At 63.0% G+C, this 18,984-nt stretch carries 17 protein-coding genes and 1 tRNA gene; 14 read left to right on the top strand and 4 right to left on the bottom strand.

All coding sequences use genetic code 11. The features are described 5' to 3' along the window. Positions 1-103 precede the first annotated feature (103 nt). Positions 104-319, bottom strand: a complete 216-nt coding sequence (locus GLR48_RS07175; protein WP_237060132.1) for a hypothetical protein — start codon at positions 317-319, stop codon at positions 104-106. A 97-nt stretch (positions 320-416) separates the two neighbouring features. Between GLR48_RS07175 and yaaA the strand changes: the two genes are divergently transcribed. The 14 genes from yaaA to GLR48_RS07245 all read left to right on the top strand — a co-directional run bounded on the left by yaaA (position 417) and on the right by GLR48_RS07245 (position 17,280). Further along, complete coding sequence (yaaA, locus tag GLR48_RS07180; protein ID WP_237060134.1) at positions 417-1,187, top strand: peroxide stress protein YaaA; 771 nt, start codon at positions 417-419, stop codon at positions 1,185-1,187. Positions 1,188-1,392: 205 nt separating this feature from the next. Next, the gene (gene fdhF, locus GLR48_RS07185) at positions 1,393-4,164 is read left to right on the top strand and encodes a formate dehydrogenase subunit alpha (protein ID WP_237060136.1); all 2,772 of its coding nucleotides are present in this window, start codon (positions 1,393-1,395) and stop codon (positions 4,162-4,164) included. A 437-nt stretch (positions 4,165-4,601) separates the two neighbouring features. After that, the gene (locus tag GLR48_RS07190; protein ID WP_237060137.1) at positions 4,602-5,489 is read left to right on the top strand and encodes a DUF481 domain-containing protein; all 888 of its coding nucleotides are present in this window, start codon (positions 4,602-4,604) and stop codon (positions 5,487-5,489) included. Positions 5,490-5,691: 202 nt separating this feature from the next. Continuing rightward, positions 5,692-7,650 carry an AMP-binding protein gene (locus GLR48_RS07195; RefSeq protein WP_237060139.1) on the top strand — a complete coding sequence of 653 codons (1,959 nt, stop codon included), beginning with the start codon at positions 5,692-5,694 and terminating at the stop codon, positions 7,648-7,650. A 97-nt stretch (positions 7,651-7,747) separates the two neighbouring features. Next, a complete protein-coding gene (locus GLR48_RS07200; RefSeq protein ID WP_237060141.1) occupies positions 7,748-8,566 on the top strand; it encodes an ABC transporter ATP-binding protein in 819 nt (272 codons plus the stop codon). 11 nt (positions 8,567-8,577) lie between these two features. Then, the gene (locus GLR48_RS07205) at positions 8,578-9,573 is read left to right on the top strand and encodes a branched-chain amino acid ABC transporter permease (protein WP_237060143.1); all 996 of its coding nucleotides are present in this window, start codon (positions 8,578-8,580) and stop codon (positions 9,571-9,573) included. Between the two features lie 86 nt (positions 9,574-9,659). Continuing rightward, positions 9,660-10,736 (top strand): branched-chain amino acid ABC transporter permease, encoded by a 1,077-nt coding sequence (locus tag GLR48_RS07210; protein ID WP_237060145.1) that lies wholly within the window; start codon positions 9,660-9,662, stop codon positions 10,734-10,736. An 80-nt stretch (positions 10,737-10,816) separates the two neighbouring features. Continuing rightward, positions 10,817-12,100 (top strand): ABC transporter substrate-binding protein, encoded by a 1,284-nt coding sequence (locus GLR48_RS07215; RefSeq protein WP_237060147.1) that lies wholly within the window; start codon positions 10,817-10,819, stop codon positions 12,098-12,100. A gap of 73 nt (positions 12,101-12,173) precedes the next feature. Further along, complete coding sequence (locus GLR48_RS07220) at positions 12,174-12,995, top strand: ABC transporter ATP-binding protein (RefSeq protein ID WP_237060149.1); 822 nt, start codon at positions 12,174-12,176, stop codon at positions 12,993-12,995. A 117-nt stretch (positions 12,996-13,112) separates the two neighbouring features. Next, on the top strand, positions 13,113-13,736 hold the full coding sequence (locus GLR48_RS07225) for a hypothetical protein (RefSeq protein ID WP_237060151.1): 624 nt from the start codon (positions 13,113-13,115) through the stop codon (positions 13,734-13,736). A gap of 172 nt (positions 13,737-13,908) precedes the next feature. Continuing rightward, a complete protein-coding gene (locus GLR48_RS07230; RefSeq protein WP_237060160.1) occupies positions 13,909-14,289 on the top strand; it encodes a hypothetical protein in 381 nt (126 codons plus the stop codon). Between the two features lie 110 nt (positions 14,290-14,399). Then, positions 14,400-15,596, top strand: coding sequence for a phenylacetate--CoA ligase family protein (locus tag GLR48_RS07235; RefSeq protein WP_237060163.1), 1,197 nt, complete (start codon positions 14,400-14,402; stop codon positions 15,594-15,596). Positions 15,597-15,617: 21 nt separating this feature from the next. Further along, positions 15,618-16,739: a peptidoglycan-binding protein gene (locus tag GLR48_RS07240; RefSeq protein WP_237060165.1), complete on the top strand. Its 1,122-nt coding sequence runs from the start codon at positions 15,618-15,620 to the stop codon at positions 16,737-16,739. A 58-nt stretch (positions 16,740-16,797) separates the two neighbouring features. Beyond that, positions 16,798-17,280, top strand: a complete 483-nt coding sequence (locus tag GLR48_RS07245; RefSeq protein WP_237060167.1) for a peptidoglycan-binding domain-containing protein — start codon at positions 16,798-16,800, stop codon at positions 17,278-17,280. A 61-nt stretch (positions 17,281-17,341) separates the two neighbouring features. On the opposite strand, the gene GLR48_RS07250 is transcribed toward GLR48_RS07245, so the two are convergent. The 3 genes from GLR48_RS07250 to GLR48_RS07260 all read right to left on the bottom strand — a co-directional run bounded on the left by GLR48_RS07250 (position 17,342) and on the right by GLR48_RS07260 (position 18,955). Continuing rightward, a complete protein-coding gene (locus GLR48_RS07250; protein WP_237060169.1) occupies positions 17,342-18,550 on the bottom strand; it encodes an ABC transporter substrate-binding protein in 1,209 nt (402 codons plus the stop codon). A gap of 122 nt (positions 18,551-18,672) precedes the next feature. Then, complete coding sequence (gene ykgO, locus GLR48_RS07255) at positions 18,673-18,798, bottom strand: type B 50S ribosomal protein L36 (RefSeq protein WP_072857948.1); 126 nt, start codon at positions 18,796-18,798, stop codon at positions 18,673-18,675. Positions 18,799-18,880: 82 nt separating this feature from the next. Continuing rightward, positions 18,881-18,955 (bottom strand) — tRNA-Val (locus tag GLR48_RS07260). Positions 18,956-18,984: the final 29 nt, after the last annotated feature.

Raw genomic sequence — 18,984 nt, forward strand, 5'->3', positions numbered from 1 at the left:
AGCAGGGCGGTGTCATGGTCCGCGACGGCCCTTGCCGATGGACGTGCCTCGCAGCATGCTCCCCAGTCGCGGACATCGTCGGAGTCGGGGTGAAAGCGGGAGGTCAGCCCAAGGCCGACACCATCGGCAGATCGGCGGCGGTGACGGTGTCGCTCGGCAGAGAGGGCGTGTCGTTCAGCCCTTCGACCAGCTTGTCCTCCACCTCGTTCCGCCCGCGGAAGGTGTTGTGGACGGCGGGTTGCGTCGCCGCGGCGACCTTGGCGAGTCTGACCGATTCCAGAGCGTTGCCATGCCGGGCATGCATGCTGCGCGCCGACATCGCCGGTCAGCAGTTTAGGGCCTGACCTGCGACATGCAGGCGGGTGGCATCCGGGGGCGGGCCTGCTACAACGCCTGCAACGTTGTCCGGAGGTTCCATGCTCGTCACGATATCGCCCGCCAAATCGCTGAATCTGTCGCCGGTCGACGTGACGCCCACAGAGCCGCAATTCGCCGCTGATGCCGTGCGACTGGCCAAGACGATGCGCGGCCAGACACTGGCGCAGTTGCGCGACCTGATGGGGATTTCGGACGATCTGGCGCGCCTGAACCGGGACCGGTTCAAGGCGTTCAGCGCAGACCCGGCCACGGAGGCGGTCAAGCCCGCCGCATGGATGTTCGACGGCGATACCTATCAGGGGCTCGAGGCCGCGACGCTGGAGCCGGAGGACATCGCCTTTGCGCAGGATCGTCTGTGCATCCTGTCGGGCCTCTATGGCCTCTTGCGCCCTTGCGATGCAATCCAGCCTTATCGGCTGGAAATGGGGTCGCGGCTGAAGACCCGGCGGGGCAGCAGCCTCTACGACTACTGGGGCGACACCATCGCCAGGGCATTGATTGCGCGGGCGGCAGAGGTGGGGACAGACACGCTGATCAACTGCGCCAGCCAGGAATATTTCGGGGCCGCAGACCGCAAGGCATTATCGTTGCGGGTCGTCACGCCGCAGTTTCTGGAGGTGAAGGACGGGCGTCCCCGCGTTGTGTCGTTCTTTGCCAAGCGGGCGCGCGGGGCAATGGCGCGGTTTGTGGTGACGGAACGGCTGACCGACCCTGCGGCGATCAAGGACTTCCGCACCGGGGGATACCAGTTCGACGCCGATCTGTCGCAGGGCGATACATGGGCTTTCGTGCGCGACTATCCGGCATGAATGGCCCGGCTGCGCCAGACCAGCCTCCGGCGGGCGTTTTTCTGGCCAAGGTGAACGCGGAACGGGGGGCGGCCGGGGGGACGACCGCGCCCTTCATTGGTATGAGTTGTTCCCGCTGGCGCAAAATGTGAACGTATAGTCGCACTTGTGGGGTGACGACGCCCGCGTCGCACCCTAGATCAGGGGGGCGAGGGAGAGCTACACCATGACCGAGACCATCACCTTTACGCTGGACGGCGAAACCGTGACTGCGGCTGCCGGCCAGACGATCTGGGAAGTGGCCCATGGCCGCGGTCTGGTCATTCCGCATCTGTGTTTCAAGGACGCGGCGTCCTATCGCCCCGACGGCAACTGCCGTGCCTGCATGGTCAGCATCGCGGGCGAGCGTGTGCTGGCGGCGTCCTGTCTGCGCACGCCCACCGATGGCATGGTTGTCACGACCGACCAGCCGCGCGAGGTGAAGGCGCGGGCCATGGTGATGGAACTGCTGGTCGCCGACCAGCCTGCCCATGACGTGTCGCACGACAAGTCCAGTCACATGTGGGACATGGCCAAGGTCGAGGGCGTCAGCAGCAGCCGCTTTCCGGCGAAGCGGCCTGATCATGTGCCGCTTTTGGACGACAGCCACGTCGCGATGCGCGTGAACCTCGACGCCTGCATTCAGTGCAACCTTTGCGTCCGTGCGTGCCGCGAGGTGCAGGTGAACGACGTGATCGGCATGGCGTACCGGGGACATGACGCCTATCCGGTCTTCGACATGGACGATCCCATGGGCGGCAGCACTTGCGTCGCCTGCGGCGAATGCGTTCAGGCCTGTCCGACCGGCGCGCTGATGGAGGCCTCTGTGCTGGACACCGCACAGGTCGGCGACAGTGCTGATTTCGACGAAGAGGTCGCCTCGGTCTGTCCGTTCTGCGGGGTGGGCTGCCAGATCAGCCTGAAGGTGAAGGACGGCCGGGTGAAATACGTCGACGGGCTGAACGGCCCGGCGAACGAGGGCCGGCTCTGCGTCAAGGGGCGGTTCGGCTTCGACTATATCCATCACCCGCACCGCCTGACCAAACCGCTGATCCGCCGCGATGATGCGCCCGCCAAGGGTCTGAACGTCGATCCCGGGAACTGGGGCGATGTGTTCCGCGAGGCGACCTGGGAGGAGGCGATGAGCCGTGCCGCTGGCGGCCTTGGCGGCTTGCGCGACATCGGTGGCGGGGCGACGGTCGCAGGCTTTGGAAGTGCCAAGTGCACGAACGAGGAAGCCTACCTGTTCCAGAAGCTGATCCGTCAGGGCTTTGGTCACAACAACGTCGACCATTGCACCCGGCTTTGCCACGCCTCGTCCGTCTCTGCGCTGATGGAGAACGTGGGGTCGGGCGCCGTCACCGCCACCTTCAACGAGATCGAGAACGCGGATGTCGCCATCGTCATCGGCGCCAACCCGATCGAGAACCATCCCGTCGCCGCCACCTATTTCAAGCAGTTCACCAAGCGCGGCGGCAAGCTCATTGTCATGGACCCGCGCGGTCAGGCGCTGAAGCGTTTTGCCTCGCATATGCTTCAGTTCAAGCCGGGCACGGACGTCGCCATGCTGAACGCGATCTGCAGCGTGATCGTCGAAGAGGGGCTGTTCGACCGGCAATACATCGACGGCTATACCGAAGGCTGGGAGGCGGAGCAGTTGCATCTGAAAGGCTTCGATCCCGACCGGATGAGCGCGGTCTGCGGCATTGACGCCGATGTGCTGCGCGATGTCGCGCGCACATTCGCCGGGGCGAAGTCGGCGATGATCTTCTGGGGCATGGGTGTCAGCCAGCACACCTACGGCACTGATAATGCGCGTTGCCTGATATCTCTGGCACTGATGACGGGCCAGATCGGGCGTCCGGGTACGGGCCTGCATCCGCTGCGCGGGCAGAACAACGTGCAGGGCGCGTCGGACGCTGGCATGATCCCGATGTTCCTGCCGGACTACCAGTCCGTCACCAGCGCCGAGATCCGGGCAAATTTCGAGGAGGTCTGGGGTGGTGTGCCGATCGACCCGAACAAGGGTCTGACGGTGACCGAGATCCTTGACGCCGTGCATGCGGGCAAGATCAAGGGCATGTATATTCTGGGCGAGAACCCCGCGATGTCGGACCCCGACCTTGACCATGCCCGTGCGGCTTTGGCCAAGCTGGAATGTCTTGTCGTGCAAGATATCTTTCTGACGGAAACGGCAAACTATGCGGATGTGATCCTGCCCGCGAGCGCCTTTGCGGAAAAGACCGGTACCGTGACCAATACCAACCGTCAGGTGCAGATGGGCCGCCCTGCCGTACCGCCACCGGGCGAGGCGCGCGAGGACTGGGCCATCATTAATGATCTGGCGCAGCGGTTGGGCCTTGCGTGGACATACACCCATCCGCGCGAGGTTTACACAGAGATGGCGCGGACGATGTCGTCGCTGGACAACATCACCTGGGACCGACTGGAACGCGAGTCGGTAACCTATCCGTCGCTGTCGCCCACCGATCCCGGCCAGCCCATCATGTTCGCCGACGGTTTCCCGCGCGAGACGGGCCGCGCCAAGTTCACCCCCGCCAACGTCATCGCGCCCGACGAGGTGCCGGATGCGGAATATCCGATGATCCTGACGACAGGCCGACAACTGGAACATTGGCATACCGGGTCGATGACGCGCCGCGCCACTGTTCTGGACGCGGTCGAGCCGGAGGCGAACTGTTCGCTGCATCCATCGACCTTGCGGCGGATGGGGCTGGAGGCGGGCGATAGGGTATCGCTGACCACCCGGCGCGGTACGGTGGAGCTGATGGCGCGCGCCGATCGCGCGGTATCGCCGGACATGGTCTTTCTGCCCTTTGCTTATGTCGAAGCGGCGGCAAACCTGCTGACCAACCCGGCCATCGACCCATATGGCAAGATACCGGAGTTCAAGTTCGCCGCCGTTCGCGTCGCACCCGCAGAGCGCGTCGAGCCCTGAGACAACTGCCGCAAGGCTTTTTCACGGGCGTGATCCGATCCTGCCGCTCTGGCGTCCTGGCATCCGATGGGGCGCGCAGCTTTTTTGCGCGCGGACTGTTGCCTTGACCATACGCGTTGCACAGAACATCGCGCATTGGCCGAGTGGACGAACGCGGAATTGTCCATGTCGACGCAAATCTGCTGTCAATGGCCGAGAAATGTTCCATCACGTTCAAGGGTGATTGGTCAGTATTTGAAACACAGCCCCGTGATAATTATAAATTTGTTTATAATCATAAGTTTAGCATAAGCCGAATTTTGCGCATGTCGCAAAAAGAAGACACCTCATGCTGCGAACGCCCTAAATCAGGTCAATACCTCGAACTTTCCATGTTGCAGATGCATTTACCTGCCAGACCCCGCGCTGCTGCGGGCGCACTGAAAAGGATTTTTGCCATGACCAAGACCGTCAACATCTTTGTGGCTGCCGTTGCCGCCGCTACGCTTGCTGGTGCAGCCTCTGCACAGACCAGCACTTTCAATGGATCCAACGGCGCCAACGATCAGTTCGACGACCTGCAGACGCAGATTGCGAACGATGCGTCGCGCGATGTTGGCCGTTTCGGGAACGAAGGCCGCGTCGTCGGTTCCTACGGCTCGATCGCGCTGCGCGCGACGGCCCAGAACGACAACAATGGCCGTGACCTGGTGGACAACACCGGTGCAGTGATCGGCACGCAGAAGGACGACAACTACGAAGTCGGCCTTGGCCTGCGCTACGGCACGTTCGATGGCGTGAACGGCATCGACGTCACCGCGACCTACAACTACAGCGAAACCAACGGCGTCGTCGACACCAAGGAACTGCTGATGGGTGCGGACTACCGTCGCGACTTCGGCCCGCGTTTCTTCGGCTATGGCCAGCTGAACGCGTCTTTTGACGATGCAGCGCCGAACACTGAAAACTACACCGACGTCTTCGTGGGTGCCGGTATCGGTTACCGCATCCTGAACGATGCCACCAGCCAGTGGTCGATCCAGGCAGGCCCCGGCTACCGCTACACCGAGTCCGTCAACAACGGCGACAACTCCGAAGCGGCTGCCTCGATCTCGTCGAACTACTACCGTTCGCTGAGCGAGACGTCCTACGTCACCAACGACACCGACGTGATCTACTCGGACAGCTCCACCCTGGTCACCAACGAACTGGCGCTGAACGTGTCGCTGACGAACGCGCTGTCGCTGCGCACGTCGCTGACGACGGCTTACGATGACTCGTCTGACAAAGACTTCGGCGATGCACAGAACTCGCTGGGCGTCTCGGTCGTCTACAACTTCAACTGATCCACACGGATCAGCTTATGACCTGCGGGCGGTGGCATCAGCCACCGCCCGTTTTCGTGTGCGGATCTGAAATTAAATGAACGAGCGTTCATAAAATATTTGACGCAAGTGGATCGACCTCGCAGTATGGTCTTCGAATGGTGCGGCGCGAGGAGGCGGCGCACCGGCGATCCGGGTCAACCCGGACGAGGGAGGAGACTGCATGCCGCCAGCCGCGCCGGACGCCGGAGCTGTGACGATTCCGCATCTGCTGGCCCGTAACGTGGCGCAGCGCGGCAGCAAACCTGCCTATCGCGAAAAGGAATTCGGGATCTGGCAAAGCTGGACCTGGGCGCAGGCGTCGGATGAGATCGACGCGCTGGCGCTGGGCATGCTGGAGATGGGCGCCGCCATTGGCGATCATATCGCCATTTCCGGCCGCAATCGTCCCGTGCTGTATTGGGCGATGGTCGCCGCGCAGAAGCTTGGCTGCATTCCGGTGCCGCTCTATCAGGAAGCCGCCGCCGAAGAGATTGCCTATGCGCTGGAACATTCAGGCGCGCGCTTCGCCATCGCCGGCGATCAGGAACAGGTCGACAAGCTGGAAGAGGCGCGTGCCGGGTTAAGCACGCTGGAACAGGTGATCTACCTCGACGGGCGGGGCCTGCGGCGATACGACCACGCGGCGATGACGTCCTATGCCGAGGTGCAGGAGCGGGGGCGCGCCTCGACCCGGCGGGCCGAGATGCAGGCGCGGACCGACGCCCGCACCTATGACGACACCTGCGTCATGCTTTATACGTCCGGCACGACGGGGCGGCCGAAGGGCGTCGTGCTGTCGAACCGCAACGTGATCGAGACGTCAAAGAACTCTGCCACATTCGACGGATTGCGCGCGGGCGACGAAGTGCTGGCCTATCTGCCAATGGCCTGGGTCGGGGATTTCATCTTTTCCGTTGGGCAGGCGATGTGGACCGGCTTTTGCGTGAACTGCCCCGAAAGCGCCGACACCATGTTGACCGACCTGAGGGAGATCGGTCCGACCTATTTCTTTGCTCCGCCCCGCGTGTTCGAGACGCAGCTGACCACCGTGATGATCCGGATGGAGGATGCGGGCCGGTTCAAGAAATGGCTCTTTGATCATTACATGGCCATCGCCCGCCGGGTCGGCCCCGCCTTGCTGGACGGCAAGCCTGTGGGTGCGCTGGACCGGCTGCGCTATGGTCTTGGCAATCTGCTGGTGTACGGGCCGCTGAAAAATACGCTGGGTCTGTCCCGCGTGCGCGTGGGCTATACGGCCGGAGAGGCGATCGGGCCTGAGATCTTCGATTTCTACCGCAGCCTCGGCATCAATCTGAAACAGCTTTACGGTCAGACCGAGGCTACGGTCTTTATCACCCAGCAGCCTGACGGAGAGGTCCGGTCGGACACCGTCGGTGTGCCGTCCCCCGGTGTGGAATTGCGGATCGCCGGGGACGGAGAGGTCTTCTATCGCTCGCCGGGCACCTTCGTCGAGTATTACAAGAACCCTGAAAGCACGGCGTCCACGAAGGACGCAGAGGGCTGGGTTGCCACAGGCGACGCGGGATTCATCGAAGAGGGCAGCGGGCATCTGCGGATCATCGACCGCGCCAAGGACGTGGGCAAAATGGCGTCTGGTGCGATGTTCGCGCCAAAATATGTCGAGAACAAACTGAAGTTTTACCCCAACATCCTTGAGGCCGTCGTGTTCGGCGCCGGACGCGAAAGCTGCGTCGCCTTCATCAATATCGACCTGAATGCGGTGGGGAACTGGGCAGAGCGCAACAATATCGCCTATTCGTCATATCAGGAGTTGTCGCAGCACCCGCGCGTTCTGGATCTGGTCGAAGGGCATGTGAACGCGGTCAACGAAAGCATTGCACAGGACCCCATGCTGGCTGCCTGTCAGATCCACCGCTTTCTGATCCTGCACAAGGAACTGGATGCCGACGACGGAGAGATGACCCGGTCCCGCAAGGTGCGCCGCGCGGTCGTGGGTGACAAGTTCGCCGATTTGATTGCGGCGCTCTACGGTGGGGCGGCGGAGGTCTATACCGAAACGGAAGTGACTTACGAGGACGGCCGCAAGGGCGCGATCAAGGCGACGCTGGCGATCCGCGACGCGAAGGTTGTCGAGACGGCGCGGATGGCGGCCGAATGATGGTTTTTCGCGGAAAACCATGCCTCTCAGGTGGATTTGGCTACGCCAAATCACAGGGGGAGACGCTTGTTTTGCCAGATGAAGGGGATCAGCGCGCATGAAGGATACTGGTGTGCCCTATGTCACCGCCGATGGCCGTCAGATTGGCGAGGTGTTGATGGACATGCGCGGGATCACCCTGCGGTTCGGCGGTGTCGAGGCGATCAAGAACATCAGTTTTGATATCCGCGAGGGCGAGATCCGGGCGATTATCGGGCCGAACGGGGCGGGCAAGTCGTCGATGCTGAACGTGATTTCGGGCTTCTACAACCCGCAGGAGGGCGAGGTCTGGTTCCGGGGCGAGAAGCGGCCTGCGATGAAGCCCTATGAGGTCGCGCGGCTGGGGATTGCACGGACGTTCCAGAACATCGCTTTGTTCGACGGGATGTCGGTGTTGGACAATATCATGACGGGCCGCCTGACCCACATGAAGACCGGCCTCCTGTCGCAGATGATCTGGAAGGGGCGGGCCGAGCGCGAAGAAGTCGAGAACCGCGCCGTGGTCGAACGGATCATCGACTTTCTGGAAATTCAGGCGATCCGCAAGACTCCGGTCGGGCGATTACCCTACGGGTTGAAGAAGCGGGTCGAACTGGCGCGGGCACTGGCGGCGGAGCCGAAGCTGCTGCTGCTGGACGAGCCGATGGCGGGCATGAACGTCGAGGAGAAGGAGGACATGAGCCGCTTCATCCTTGATGTGAACGACGAATTCGGGACGACGATCGCGCTGATCGAGCATGATATGGGTGTGGTGATGGACCTGTCTGACCGGGTCGTGGTGATGGATTACGGCCGCAAGATCGGTGACGGCACGCCCCACGACGTCCGCAATAATCAGGAGGTGATCGATGCCTATCTGGGAGTTGCCCATGACTGAGGAGCGCATCCATGTCCGCTGATTTTCTCTATCTGGTCGAAGTGATGATCAACGGGCTGATGTCCGGGGTGCTTTACGCGCTTGTGGCACTTGGTTTCGTGCTGATTTTCAAGGCTTCAGGTATCTTCAACTATGCGCAGGGTGTCATGGCGCTGTTCGCGGCGCTGACTCTGGTCGGGATCATGGAAGGGCAGGTGCCCTTTGCGCATATCATCAACGCGACCTTCGGAACGGATATTCACACCTTTGGCTGGACGGTGCCTGCGCTGTTGGGGATTGTGCTGACGCTTGTGGTGATGATCGTCTTTGCCTGGATGGTGCATACCTTCGTGTTCCGCCACCTGGTGGGGCAGGAGCCGATCATCCTGTTCATGGCGACCATCGGCCTTGCCTATTTCCTCGAAGGTGTTGGCGACCTGATGTGGGGGTCGGACATCAAGACGCTGGACGTTGGCATCCCGCAGGGCGGATCGCAGTGGGTCGAGACCGTATCGGCCCATCTGGGCGGCGAGGATTTCTACGGGTTCTTCATCGACAAGCTGGATATCACGGCCAGCATCGTGGCCGCCATTCTGGTCGCCGGGCTGATCGTGTTCGCGCAATATACCAAGCAGGGTCGCGCGATGCGGGCTGTGGCCGACGATCATCAGGCGGCGCTGTCGGTTGGCATTTCGCTGAACTTCATCTGGGTCCTGGTCTGGTCGCTGGCGGGGATGGTGGCCTTGGTTGCAGGGGTTATGTGGGGCGCGAAATCCGGGGTGCAGTTTTCCCTGAGCCTGATCGCATTGAAGGCGCTGCCGGTGCTGATGCTGGGCGGCTTCACGTCGATCCCCGGCGCAATCGTCGGGGGCTTGATCATCGGTGTGGGCGAGAAGTTATTCGAATACATGATCGGGCCGATGGTGGGGGGGGCGACCGAGAACTGGTTCGCCTATGTGCTGGCGCTGATCTTTCTGGTGTTCCGCCCGCAGGGCCTGTTCGGGGAGCGGATCATTGAACGTGTGTGACCGCTTGTGCGCCCGCGTGAGGCTGCGCCTCACGACGCCCGCCCACCCGGCCACGCAGGGCCTTTGCACGATTTTGGGAGGATGCGATGCTCTATCGTGAGGCCGGCGATTTCAAGACGAGCTATGCGGCGGACAGTCAGACCTTCCCGATCAAGTTCGACCGCTGGCGGTACTGGGTGGTTCTGGCGGTGGCCTGGCTGGTCATCCCTTTCGTCATCAACGACTACTGGGCGAACGCGATCCTGGTCCCGTTCCTGATCTACAGCATCGCGGCGATCGGTCTGAACATTCTGACAGGGTATTGCGGGCAGGTCAGTTTGGGGACGGGCGGGTTCATGGCCGTTGGGGCCTACAGCGTCTACAAGCTGATGACTGCGTTTCCGGATGTCAGCATCCTGATCCACGTCGTGCTGGCCGGGTTCATCACGGCAGCGGTCGGGGCGGCCTTCGGTCTGCCCAGCCTGCGGATCAAGGGGTTCTATCTGGCTGTGGCGACGCTGGCCGCGCAGTTCTTTCTGGTCTGGCTCTTTAACAAGGTGCCGTGGTTCTACAACTATTCCGCCTCTGGCCAGATTTCCGCGCCGGAACGGTTTGTGGGCGGCTTTGCCGTGACCGGAGCCGGGACGGCCCCCGCGGCGCAATACCTGATCTGCCTGTTCTTTGTCACGCTCTGCGCGCTGCTGGCGCGGAACCTGACGCGGGGCAGTGTGGGGCGCCGCTGGATGGCGATCCGCGACATGGATATCGCAGCCGAGATCATCGGGGTGAACCCGCTGACCGCCAAGTTGTCTGCCTTTGCCGTGTCGTCGTTCTTTATCGGAATCGCGGGCGCGCTGTTCTTTGCCGTCTATCTGGGTGCGGTCGAGGTGGGCGAGGCCTTTGGCATCCAGAAATCGTTCCTCGTGCTCTTCATGTGCATCATCGGGGGGCTTGGCAGCATCTTCGGCAGTTTTGCCGGCGCAGCCTTTCTTGTGCTGCTTCCCGTGGCCCTCAAGGTGCTGGGTGTCGATATTCTGGGCTGGCCGAGTTCGACGGTCGCGCACCTGCAGCTGGTGACCGTGGGCGGTCTGATCATGTTCTTCCTGATCAAGGAGCCGCACGGGCTGGCGCAACTGTGGCGCGTCGCAAAGGAGAAGCTGCGTCTGTGGCCATTTCCATACTGATACCGCGCGGCGACGGTGCCGCCGGGGCCGACCGGGGTCCACCCCGGCTTTCACGATCAATCTTTGGGAGGAGACTTGAGATGAAGATGAAGACCTTTGCCACGGCGGCCCTGGCCGGCTTTGTGGCCAGCGGGCCGGCGTTTGCCGAACTGGTTGTGCCTGATCTGAGCTATCGGACCGGGCCCTATGCCGCCAACGGAACACCGTTTTCCGACGGCTATCAGGATTATCTGACCCTGCTGAACGCCCGCGACGGCGGGATCGGCGGCGAGATGATCCGCATCAACGAATGCGAGACGGCCTATAACACCGAAAAGGGTGTGGAGTGCTACGAGGCGACCAAGGGCGACAGCCCGCTGGTCTATGAGCCGCTGTCGACAGGCATTACCTATCAGTTGATCCCGAAGGTCAGCGCCGATGGCATCCCGATGCATACGCTTGGCTATGGCCGGACGTCCGCCGCGGCCGGCGAGACCTTTCCCTGGGTCTTCAACTATCCGGCGACCTACTGGGACGCCGCCAGCGTCGCGATCAACTACCTGCTGAGCGAGAATGGCGACGATCTGTCCGGCAAGAAGATCGCGCTGATCTACCACAACTCTGCCTACGGCAAGGAACCGATCCGCACGCTGGAAGCCTTGGCGTCCAAGCACGGCTTTACCCTGACGCAGCTGCCCGTCGACCCGCCGGGCCAGGAGCAGAAGTCGCAGTGGTTGCAGATCCGCCGCGAGCGTCCCGATTATGTCATCATGTGGGGCTGGGGCGTCCAGAATCAGGTCGCCATCCAGGAGGCCGCGAACGTGGGCTATCCGATGGACCAGTTCATCGGCAACTGGTGGGCCGGGGCTGAACCCGACGTGCTGCCCGCTGGCATGGCCGCGGACGGGTACAAGGCGCTGAACATGAACCGGGTGCAGGATTATCCGGTGCTGCAGGAAATCAAGACGCAGGTGATCGACGCGGGTAACGGGGCCGGCGACGGGTCCAATATCGGTCAGGTGCTGTATATCCGCGGCATGTACAACGCGATGCTGACCGCAGAGGCGATCGCCAAGGCACAGGAACTGGCGGGCACGTCCCAGATCACCGCCGCCCAGATGCGCGCCGGCATGGAGGCGCTGGAGATCACCAATGCCCGCATGACGGAACTGGGCATGGAAGGCATCGGGCCGGAGTTTTCGGTCAATTGCCAGAACCATTCCGGGTCCGGCGAAGGTCTGGTTCAGCAGTGGAACGCGGCCGACAAGGTCTGGGTGCCGCTGACGGATTTCATCACGCCGGACAAGAGCGTGATCGACCCGCTGATCGCCGAGGATGCGGCAGCTTACGCATCCGAGAACAACATCACGCCGGGCTGTCTCTGAACCATCGCGGGTGGCCCCACGGGGCCACCCGAATTTTCGAGTATTTCTGAAAAAGCGAGGACAGGGCCGCGCCATGGGAGAGACTGCCGAGACCGAGACCTTGCTGGAGGTCAGCAATATCGAAGTGATCTACAACCACGTGATCCTTGTCTTGAAGGGCGTCAGCCTGAAGGTGCCCAAGGGCGGCATCACGGCGCTGCTGGGGGGCAATGGGGCTGGCAAGACGACGACATTGAAGGCCATTTCCAACCTTCTGCATTCCGAACGCGGTGAGGTGACCAAAGGCACGATCGCCTATCGTGGCGAGCGGGTGCAGGACTTGTCACCCGAGGCACTGGTCAAGCGCGGTGTCATCCAAGTCATGGAGGGGCGCCATTGCTTCGAGCATCTGACGATCGAGGAAAACCTGATGACCGGGGCCTATACGCGCACTGCGGGCAAGGCTGCGGTCAGTGCCGACCTTGAGATGGTCTATAACTACTTTCCGCGGCTGCGCGAGCGGCGCAAATCCCAGGCCGGATACACCTCTGGCGGTGAACAGCAGATGTGCGCGATTGGCCGTGCATTGATGAGCAAGCCCGAAACGATCCTTCTGGACGAGCCTAGCATGGGGCTGGCGCCGCAGTTGGTGGAAGAGATCTTTGGCATCGTGAAGGATCTGAACGAGCGCGAAGGCGTGAGTTTTTTGCTGGCCGAGCAGAACACGAATGTCGCCCTGCGGTTTGCGCATCATGGCTATATCCTCGAAAGCGGGCGGGTCGTGATGGAGGGGCCTGCGGCGGACCTGCGCGAGAATCCCGATGTGAAGGAATTCTATTTGGGAGTGTCCGAGGAGGGCCGTAAATCGTTTCGCGATGTGCGCAGCTATCGCCGGCGCAAGCGCTGGTTGGCTTGAAGGTGCCGGCTGATTATTGCCTTCTTGATCTGATTTAAGAAACTAAGTTGCGTGTTTGGCATTGGATATGCACATGGCAGCCGTTGCTGCGTGCAATCTGGTGAGGAGCACCCTGAAATGAAAATGACCCTTTTACGCGGCATCAGCGCTGTCGCGATGTCTGTCGCGGCTGTGCCGGCCTTTGCTGCGGCCCATTCCGACGGCGCGATGATGGCCTGTGAACAGTTCATGGCGCTGGCGCCTGCGGACCAAGAGATGAGTGCGCAGACGCTCGCCTCTGCCGGGCGCGACAATGCGATGGGCAGCAGCGATGTGACGGCCTCCAGCCCTGCGCCTGCTTCGACGGACAGCAGCACATCCGCAGCCGCTGCAGACACCAGCGCGCCGACCGGGACGCTGGCCACGGACAGCGCTGCGGCGCCGACGGAATCCGACGCAACTGTGAACGCGGACGGCAGCGCCACGATGGATGGGACCATGCCAGCTGACGGCACGGCCGGTGCGACGGCTACCGCAGACGGTAGCATGGCGACCGGTGGCGCCGCCGCGACGGACACTGGCACCGTCACGGCCGATGCGACTACGCCTGCCGACGGCAGCACCGTGACCGACAGCAGCGCAACCATGTCGGCTGACAGCAGCTCTGGCACGGCGACGGGCAGCAGCATGGACAATGCATCCTCCGACATCGTGCTGGCGCTTGTCACGATCTGCGGGAACTCCGGCAATGCGGCGAACTGATCTTTGACTGTACTGATGCCAAATGGCGCGCGCCCCCAGGGGCGCGCGCCTTTTTCGTTTTGGACCCGCGCCACCATTGCGGCAGGGTGTCGCGGACCCGTGACCCCGGGCCTGTGCGCGCGTTGGTGACCGATGCGACCGCACTCCGCGGTCCCGCTTTGGGAGACAACCAATGAAGACGACCTATCTGTTCGGCCTGTTCACCGTGCTGGCCACACCGCTGCTGGCGCAGGCGCAACCCGTGACCGGGGCCGGCAATCCGATGCTGTCCTGCACGCAGTTTCTGGATCTGGACGAGGCCGCGCAAGCGGATGCCATCGCCACGCTGATGACAGTCGGATCAAGCGAAATGCCGCCCGCGGATGCCGGCATGGACAGTGGCGCGGTCGGCAGCATGACCTCGTCCGATGCGGCCGCGGCCCCCGTGGATACCGCGACGGCGACGGAAAATGCTGACACGGGTGCAGACAACATGGGTGTTGCTGCAGAAGTCTCTCCTGACATGGTGCGGGCGATGGTCAACATCTGCCGCAACTCTGCTGAACCGTCCTGATCCTATCGGCTGACCGCCCGGCGTTATTGCATAACGAAGGGTGCAATCCCTAGCTTTCACCTGTCCGGGGCGGCACACTGCCGCGACACCCGGACAGGAGGAAGACCACGATGACTGCCCCTTACGACGATCTGGAAACCCGCGACGCCAAGACCCGTGCGACAGCACAGCTTGCGGGCCTTCAAGAGCAGATTGCGCGGGTGGAGGATTCGCCGGGGTCTTGTCTGGCAGGTGGACAGGTGGTCCAGATCGGTGACCTGATCCGCCTGCCGGTTCTTCGCAAATCGCAACTGGTGGAGTGGCAGCGGGCGGATCCGCCGTTCGGCGGCATTCCGGTGCAGAACATCACACATATTTTCCAATCGCCCGGCCCGATTTATGAACCCGGCGGCAGCGGTCGTGACTGGTGGCGCTTTGGCCGGTTCCTCGCAGCCTGCGGGATCGGGGCGGGCGATGTCGTGCAGAACTGCTTTGGCTATCATCTGACGCCCGCCGGTACGATGTTCGAGAATGGCGCGCGTGCCGTGGGGGCTGTCGTGGTCCCCGCCGGCACTGGCCAGACAGAGTTGCAGGTGCAGGCCGCCGCCGCTGCCGGCGTCACGGCCTATGCGGGCACACCGGATTACCTGAAGGTCATTCTGGAAAAGGCCGACGAGATGGGCGTGACGTTGCAGATCAGCAAGGCCGCCGTGTCCGGCGGCGCGCTGTTCCCGCAGCTGCGCCAATACTACGCGGACCGCGGCATCGCCTGCCTGCAATGCTATGCCACTGCGGATCTGGGTCTGATCGCCTACGAATCCGCTGCCGACAGCGGCATGATCGTGGACGAAGGTGTCATCCTCGAAATCTGCACTCCCGGCACCGGCGATCCCGTCCCGGACGGCGAGGTGGGCGAGGTCATCGTTACGACATTGAACCCGGACTATCCGCTGATCCGCTTCGCAACCGGCGATCTGAGTGCCGTGATGGACGGTCAGTCCCCCTGCGGACGCACCAACATGCGCATCAAGGGCTGGATGGGCCGCGCCGACCAGACGACCAAGATCAAGGGCATGTTCGTGCGCCCCGAACAGGTCGCCGCACTGGTTGCCAAGACCGGGGCGGACCGTGCACGGGTCATTGCCGACCGTGACGGCGATGCGGATCGGATGATCGTGCAGATCGAGGGGACCGATCTGGACGCGGATGCGTTGTCAACGGCGGTCAAGGATATCCTGAAGTTGCGCGGCGACGTCACCCTTCATGCCCCTGGCACATTACCCCGCGACGGCCTCGTGATCGAGGATCGCCGTACGTACGACACCTGATCCAACAAGGAACAACACATCATGCGTCACCTCTTGCTGTCCACTGTCCTGATCTGTGCCACATCGCTGGCGCAGGCAGAGGATGCGGCCCTGATCGTCGGCATTTCCGACTATGACACGCTGCGCGACGTGCGGGGGGCCGGGCAGGTGACCGATGCCGTGCCGAGTCTGCAGCGGCTGGGGTTCTCGGTCTATGGCACAGGCGGATCTGGCGATGTGCAGTCGCAGGCCAATGCCTTTGCCAATGCGGCCCCCAACGCGGATCGTCTGGTCGTCGTGCTGACGGGCCAGTTCGTGACGGACGGTCAGCGCACATGGCTGCTGCCCGCGAACGCCGCCACGCCCGCACCTTTCACGCTGGCGAACGGTGCGATTTCTGTCGAGACTGTCCTGACCACGATGGAACAGACGCCGGGTGCGGCGGTGCTTGTCATGGGCCGCGACACGCGATCCGACGGCGACATGGGAAACGGTCTGCGCAACGGGATCGGGGATCTGGATATTCCCAGCGGCGTGACCGTCGTTCAAGGCAGCGTCGCCGCTGCAAACGACCTGTTATCCCGGGTCATCGCGACACCGGGCGGCGACGTGATCGCCGGCGTGCGGGGCAGCCGCGATCTGACCGGATCGGGCTTCATGCCATCCGGTCTTGTGCTGATCGAGGCTAATGCCCGACCGGGATTGTCGCGTCCGATCCCGTCCGCGCCTCCCGTCTCCACTGTGCCAAGCAGTGTGACAGAGGCGACGGTCTGGGACCAGACCCGCGCCGTGGACGATCAGGCGGCCTATACGCGCTACCTTGATCGGTATCCCGACGGGCCCCACGCCGCCGCTGCGGTCCAGCGGCTGACCGAACTGCGGGATCCGAACCTCGCCTACCGTCAGGTCGAGGATGCGCTGAACCTGCCGCTGGAGGCGCGTCGCGCAATCCAGCGCGATCTTCAGGTGCTGGGCTATGACACGCGGGGCATCGACGGTATTTTCGGTCCCGGCACGCGTGCGGCCGTAAAGTCCTGGGCAAGGCAAGAATGGCGTAGACCAGTCCGGCTATCTTGCCGCGGGACAGATATCGCTGATCGATCAGCAGGCTGCCAATCGGTCGGCTCAACTGGAAGCAGAAGCGCAGACGCGGCGCGCGGCTGAACAACGCGCTGACCGGGCCTATTGGGGCCAGACCGGTAGTACCGGCACGGAGGCGGGATTGCGTTCATACTTGGATCGCTATCCCGATGGCGCATTCGCCGCGGAGGCGCGGCAGAGCCTCGATACGATCCAGAAACGTAATCGCACCGCTGCAGCGAAGTCGGACCGGGAAACCTGGGATCGCGCCGTGCGCACCGACAACGCCGGTGCCTACAGGGCCTATCTGTCGGAACAGCCGCGCGGGGCATTCAGGGCCGAAGCCACGGCGCGGATCAACCAGTTGGAACAGGCCGATGCCAACCAGGCAGGCAAAGCCGCGGCCCAAGCAGGTGAGCGCGCGCTTGCACTCGATCCGATCAGCCTGCGGCTGGTCGAGGCGCGTCTGTCGCAGCTTGGCCTTGATCCCGGCACGGTCGACGGCAACATCGACCGCGATACCCGTGGGGCGATCCGGCGGTATCAGCGGGACCGCCAGATCAATGCCACCGGCTATCTGGATCAGGCCACCGTGTCGCAGATGCTGACTGACGCGTTCCGGTAAGCAAGAGGACCGGACGGGCCTGCCGCATTGCGCCGCATGGCCCGTCCACAAGTCACGGCGATCAGGGGGCTTTCACATACCGTTCCGTCAGCAGCCGGACAAAGCCCGTCCGCTCGCCGACCTGCCTGAGGCCAATCAGATAAGTACCGGCCTGCGTCCGCGCGGTCACGCGGGCATCGGTCCCATGCCCGGCATCGTCGTTCTGTGCGATCTGCCGGCCCAGACTGTCGAACAGGGCCAGCCAGGGGTCGCCGTCGGCCCCGGCGGCGATGGCCTCGACCAAAAGCAGGCCCGGCGTGTCAAGTGTCAGGCTGAACCATTGCGTATCAGAGCCGACGCGCAGATCCTTGACCATCTGCGGTGGCAAGTTTCCCAGATCGGTGACCGGCACGGACCCGTCGAGGGGTGGGGCAGCTTCGCCTCTCGCATAGAGGGCGGCAAGTGCTGCGACGGGGTCGAAGGCACTGACGGCGACGTCGATCGGCAGGCTGGGATCGCTGACGGCATCAAGGCCGATGCAGTAGGTCCCCGCGGACAGGTCCGTGCTGACGTCGACCCGCGCGTTCAACCCGTCGAAGTCGTCGTTTTCGCCGACCACGCTGCCGTCGGGGCCGGTGACGACCAGCTTTGGATCGGCCTCGGCGTTGTCGGCTGTAACCGTGATCTGCCTTGGGGCGTCGAGCGTGAAACGCGCAAAGGGCGCATCCTGCGCGCTGGCGGTGAATTGCAGCGGCGCATCACCCAGCGTGCCCAGATCGCGACCCTCGGCACAGGATTGCGCCACATCTGCCGTGTCGGGTGTCGGGGGCGCAGCGTCCATGCCGGGGGTCAACGGCTCCATCTCTTGCCGTCCGACCCGCACGAAGGCGGTCATCGGCGTGTCGTCAAAACTTTTGACGACGGCGCAATATAGACCCGGTTGCAGCGTCGTTTCGATCCGGGCGGAACTGTTGCCGCCCGAATCGTCGTCCGTCGCAACCTCTGTTCCGTCTGCAGCCAGCAAGGTCAGCGTCGGGTCGCCGTTGCCGCGACCGGCAGCCTCGACCCGGATATCCTGCGGCGTCGATACGCTGAACTGACCGACGAAGGTGTTCGCGTTCAGGACCAGTGCCATCTGTTCGGCGGGAGTGTCGCGTGTCGCGATGTCGGATGCGTCTTCTGACCCGCCAAGCCAGGCGGCATCGGCACAGGGCCGGTCCTGCGCGGACAGGGCGGTCGCGCCGAACAGGATGGAAAGAAGGACGGTAGGAGGCAGTACGCGATTAGACATGGGACCAGATCTTCCGCTTGGTTTCAGCGCAATCTAGTCAGATCCTCCCGGTGTCGCCATGAAAAAGGCCACGTCCCTTTTGCAAGGTCGCGGCCCGTTTCGATTGGTCTGTCGACACGGTATCAGCCCTGACGGGCCTTGAACCGGGGTTGCGTCTTGTTGATCACATAGACACGGCCCTTGCGGCGCACGACGCGGCAATCGCGGTGGCGCTGCTTGAGCGAACGGAGGGAGTTGCGAACTTTCATATTGAAAGGCTCCTCTTGTCGCGGCGCGGCGGTTGCGCCTTGGGTTAAAATAAGGGGACCGTTGCCGGCCCCCCGCGAATTCTGGTGGACGATACTGGGATCGAACCAGTGACCCCTTCGATGTCAACGAAGTGCTCTACCGCTGAGCTAATCATCCATTCCGTTTGCGACCTGCCTGCGCCCTTT

This window comes from Loktanella sp. M215, from assembly GCF_021735925.1.
GTDB lineage: Bacteria > Pseudomonadota > Alphaproteobacteria > Rhodobacterales > Rhodobacteraceae > Loktanella.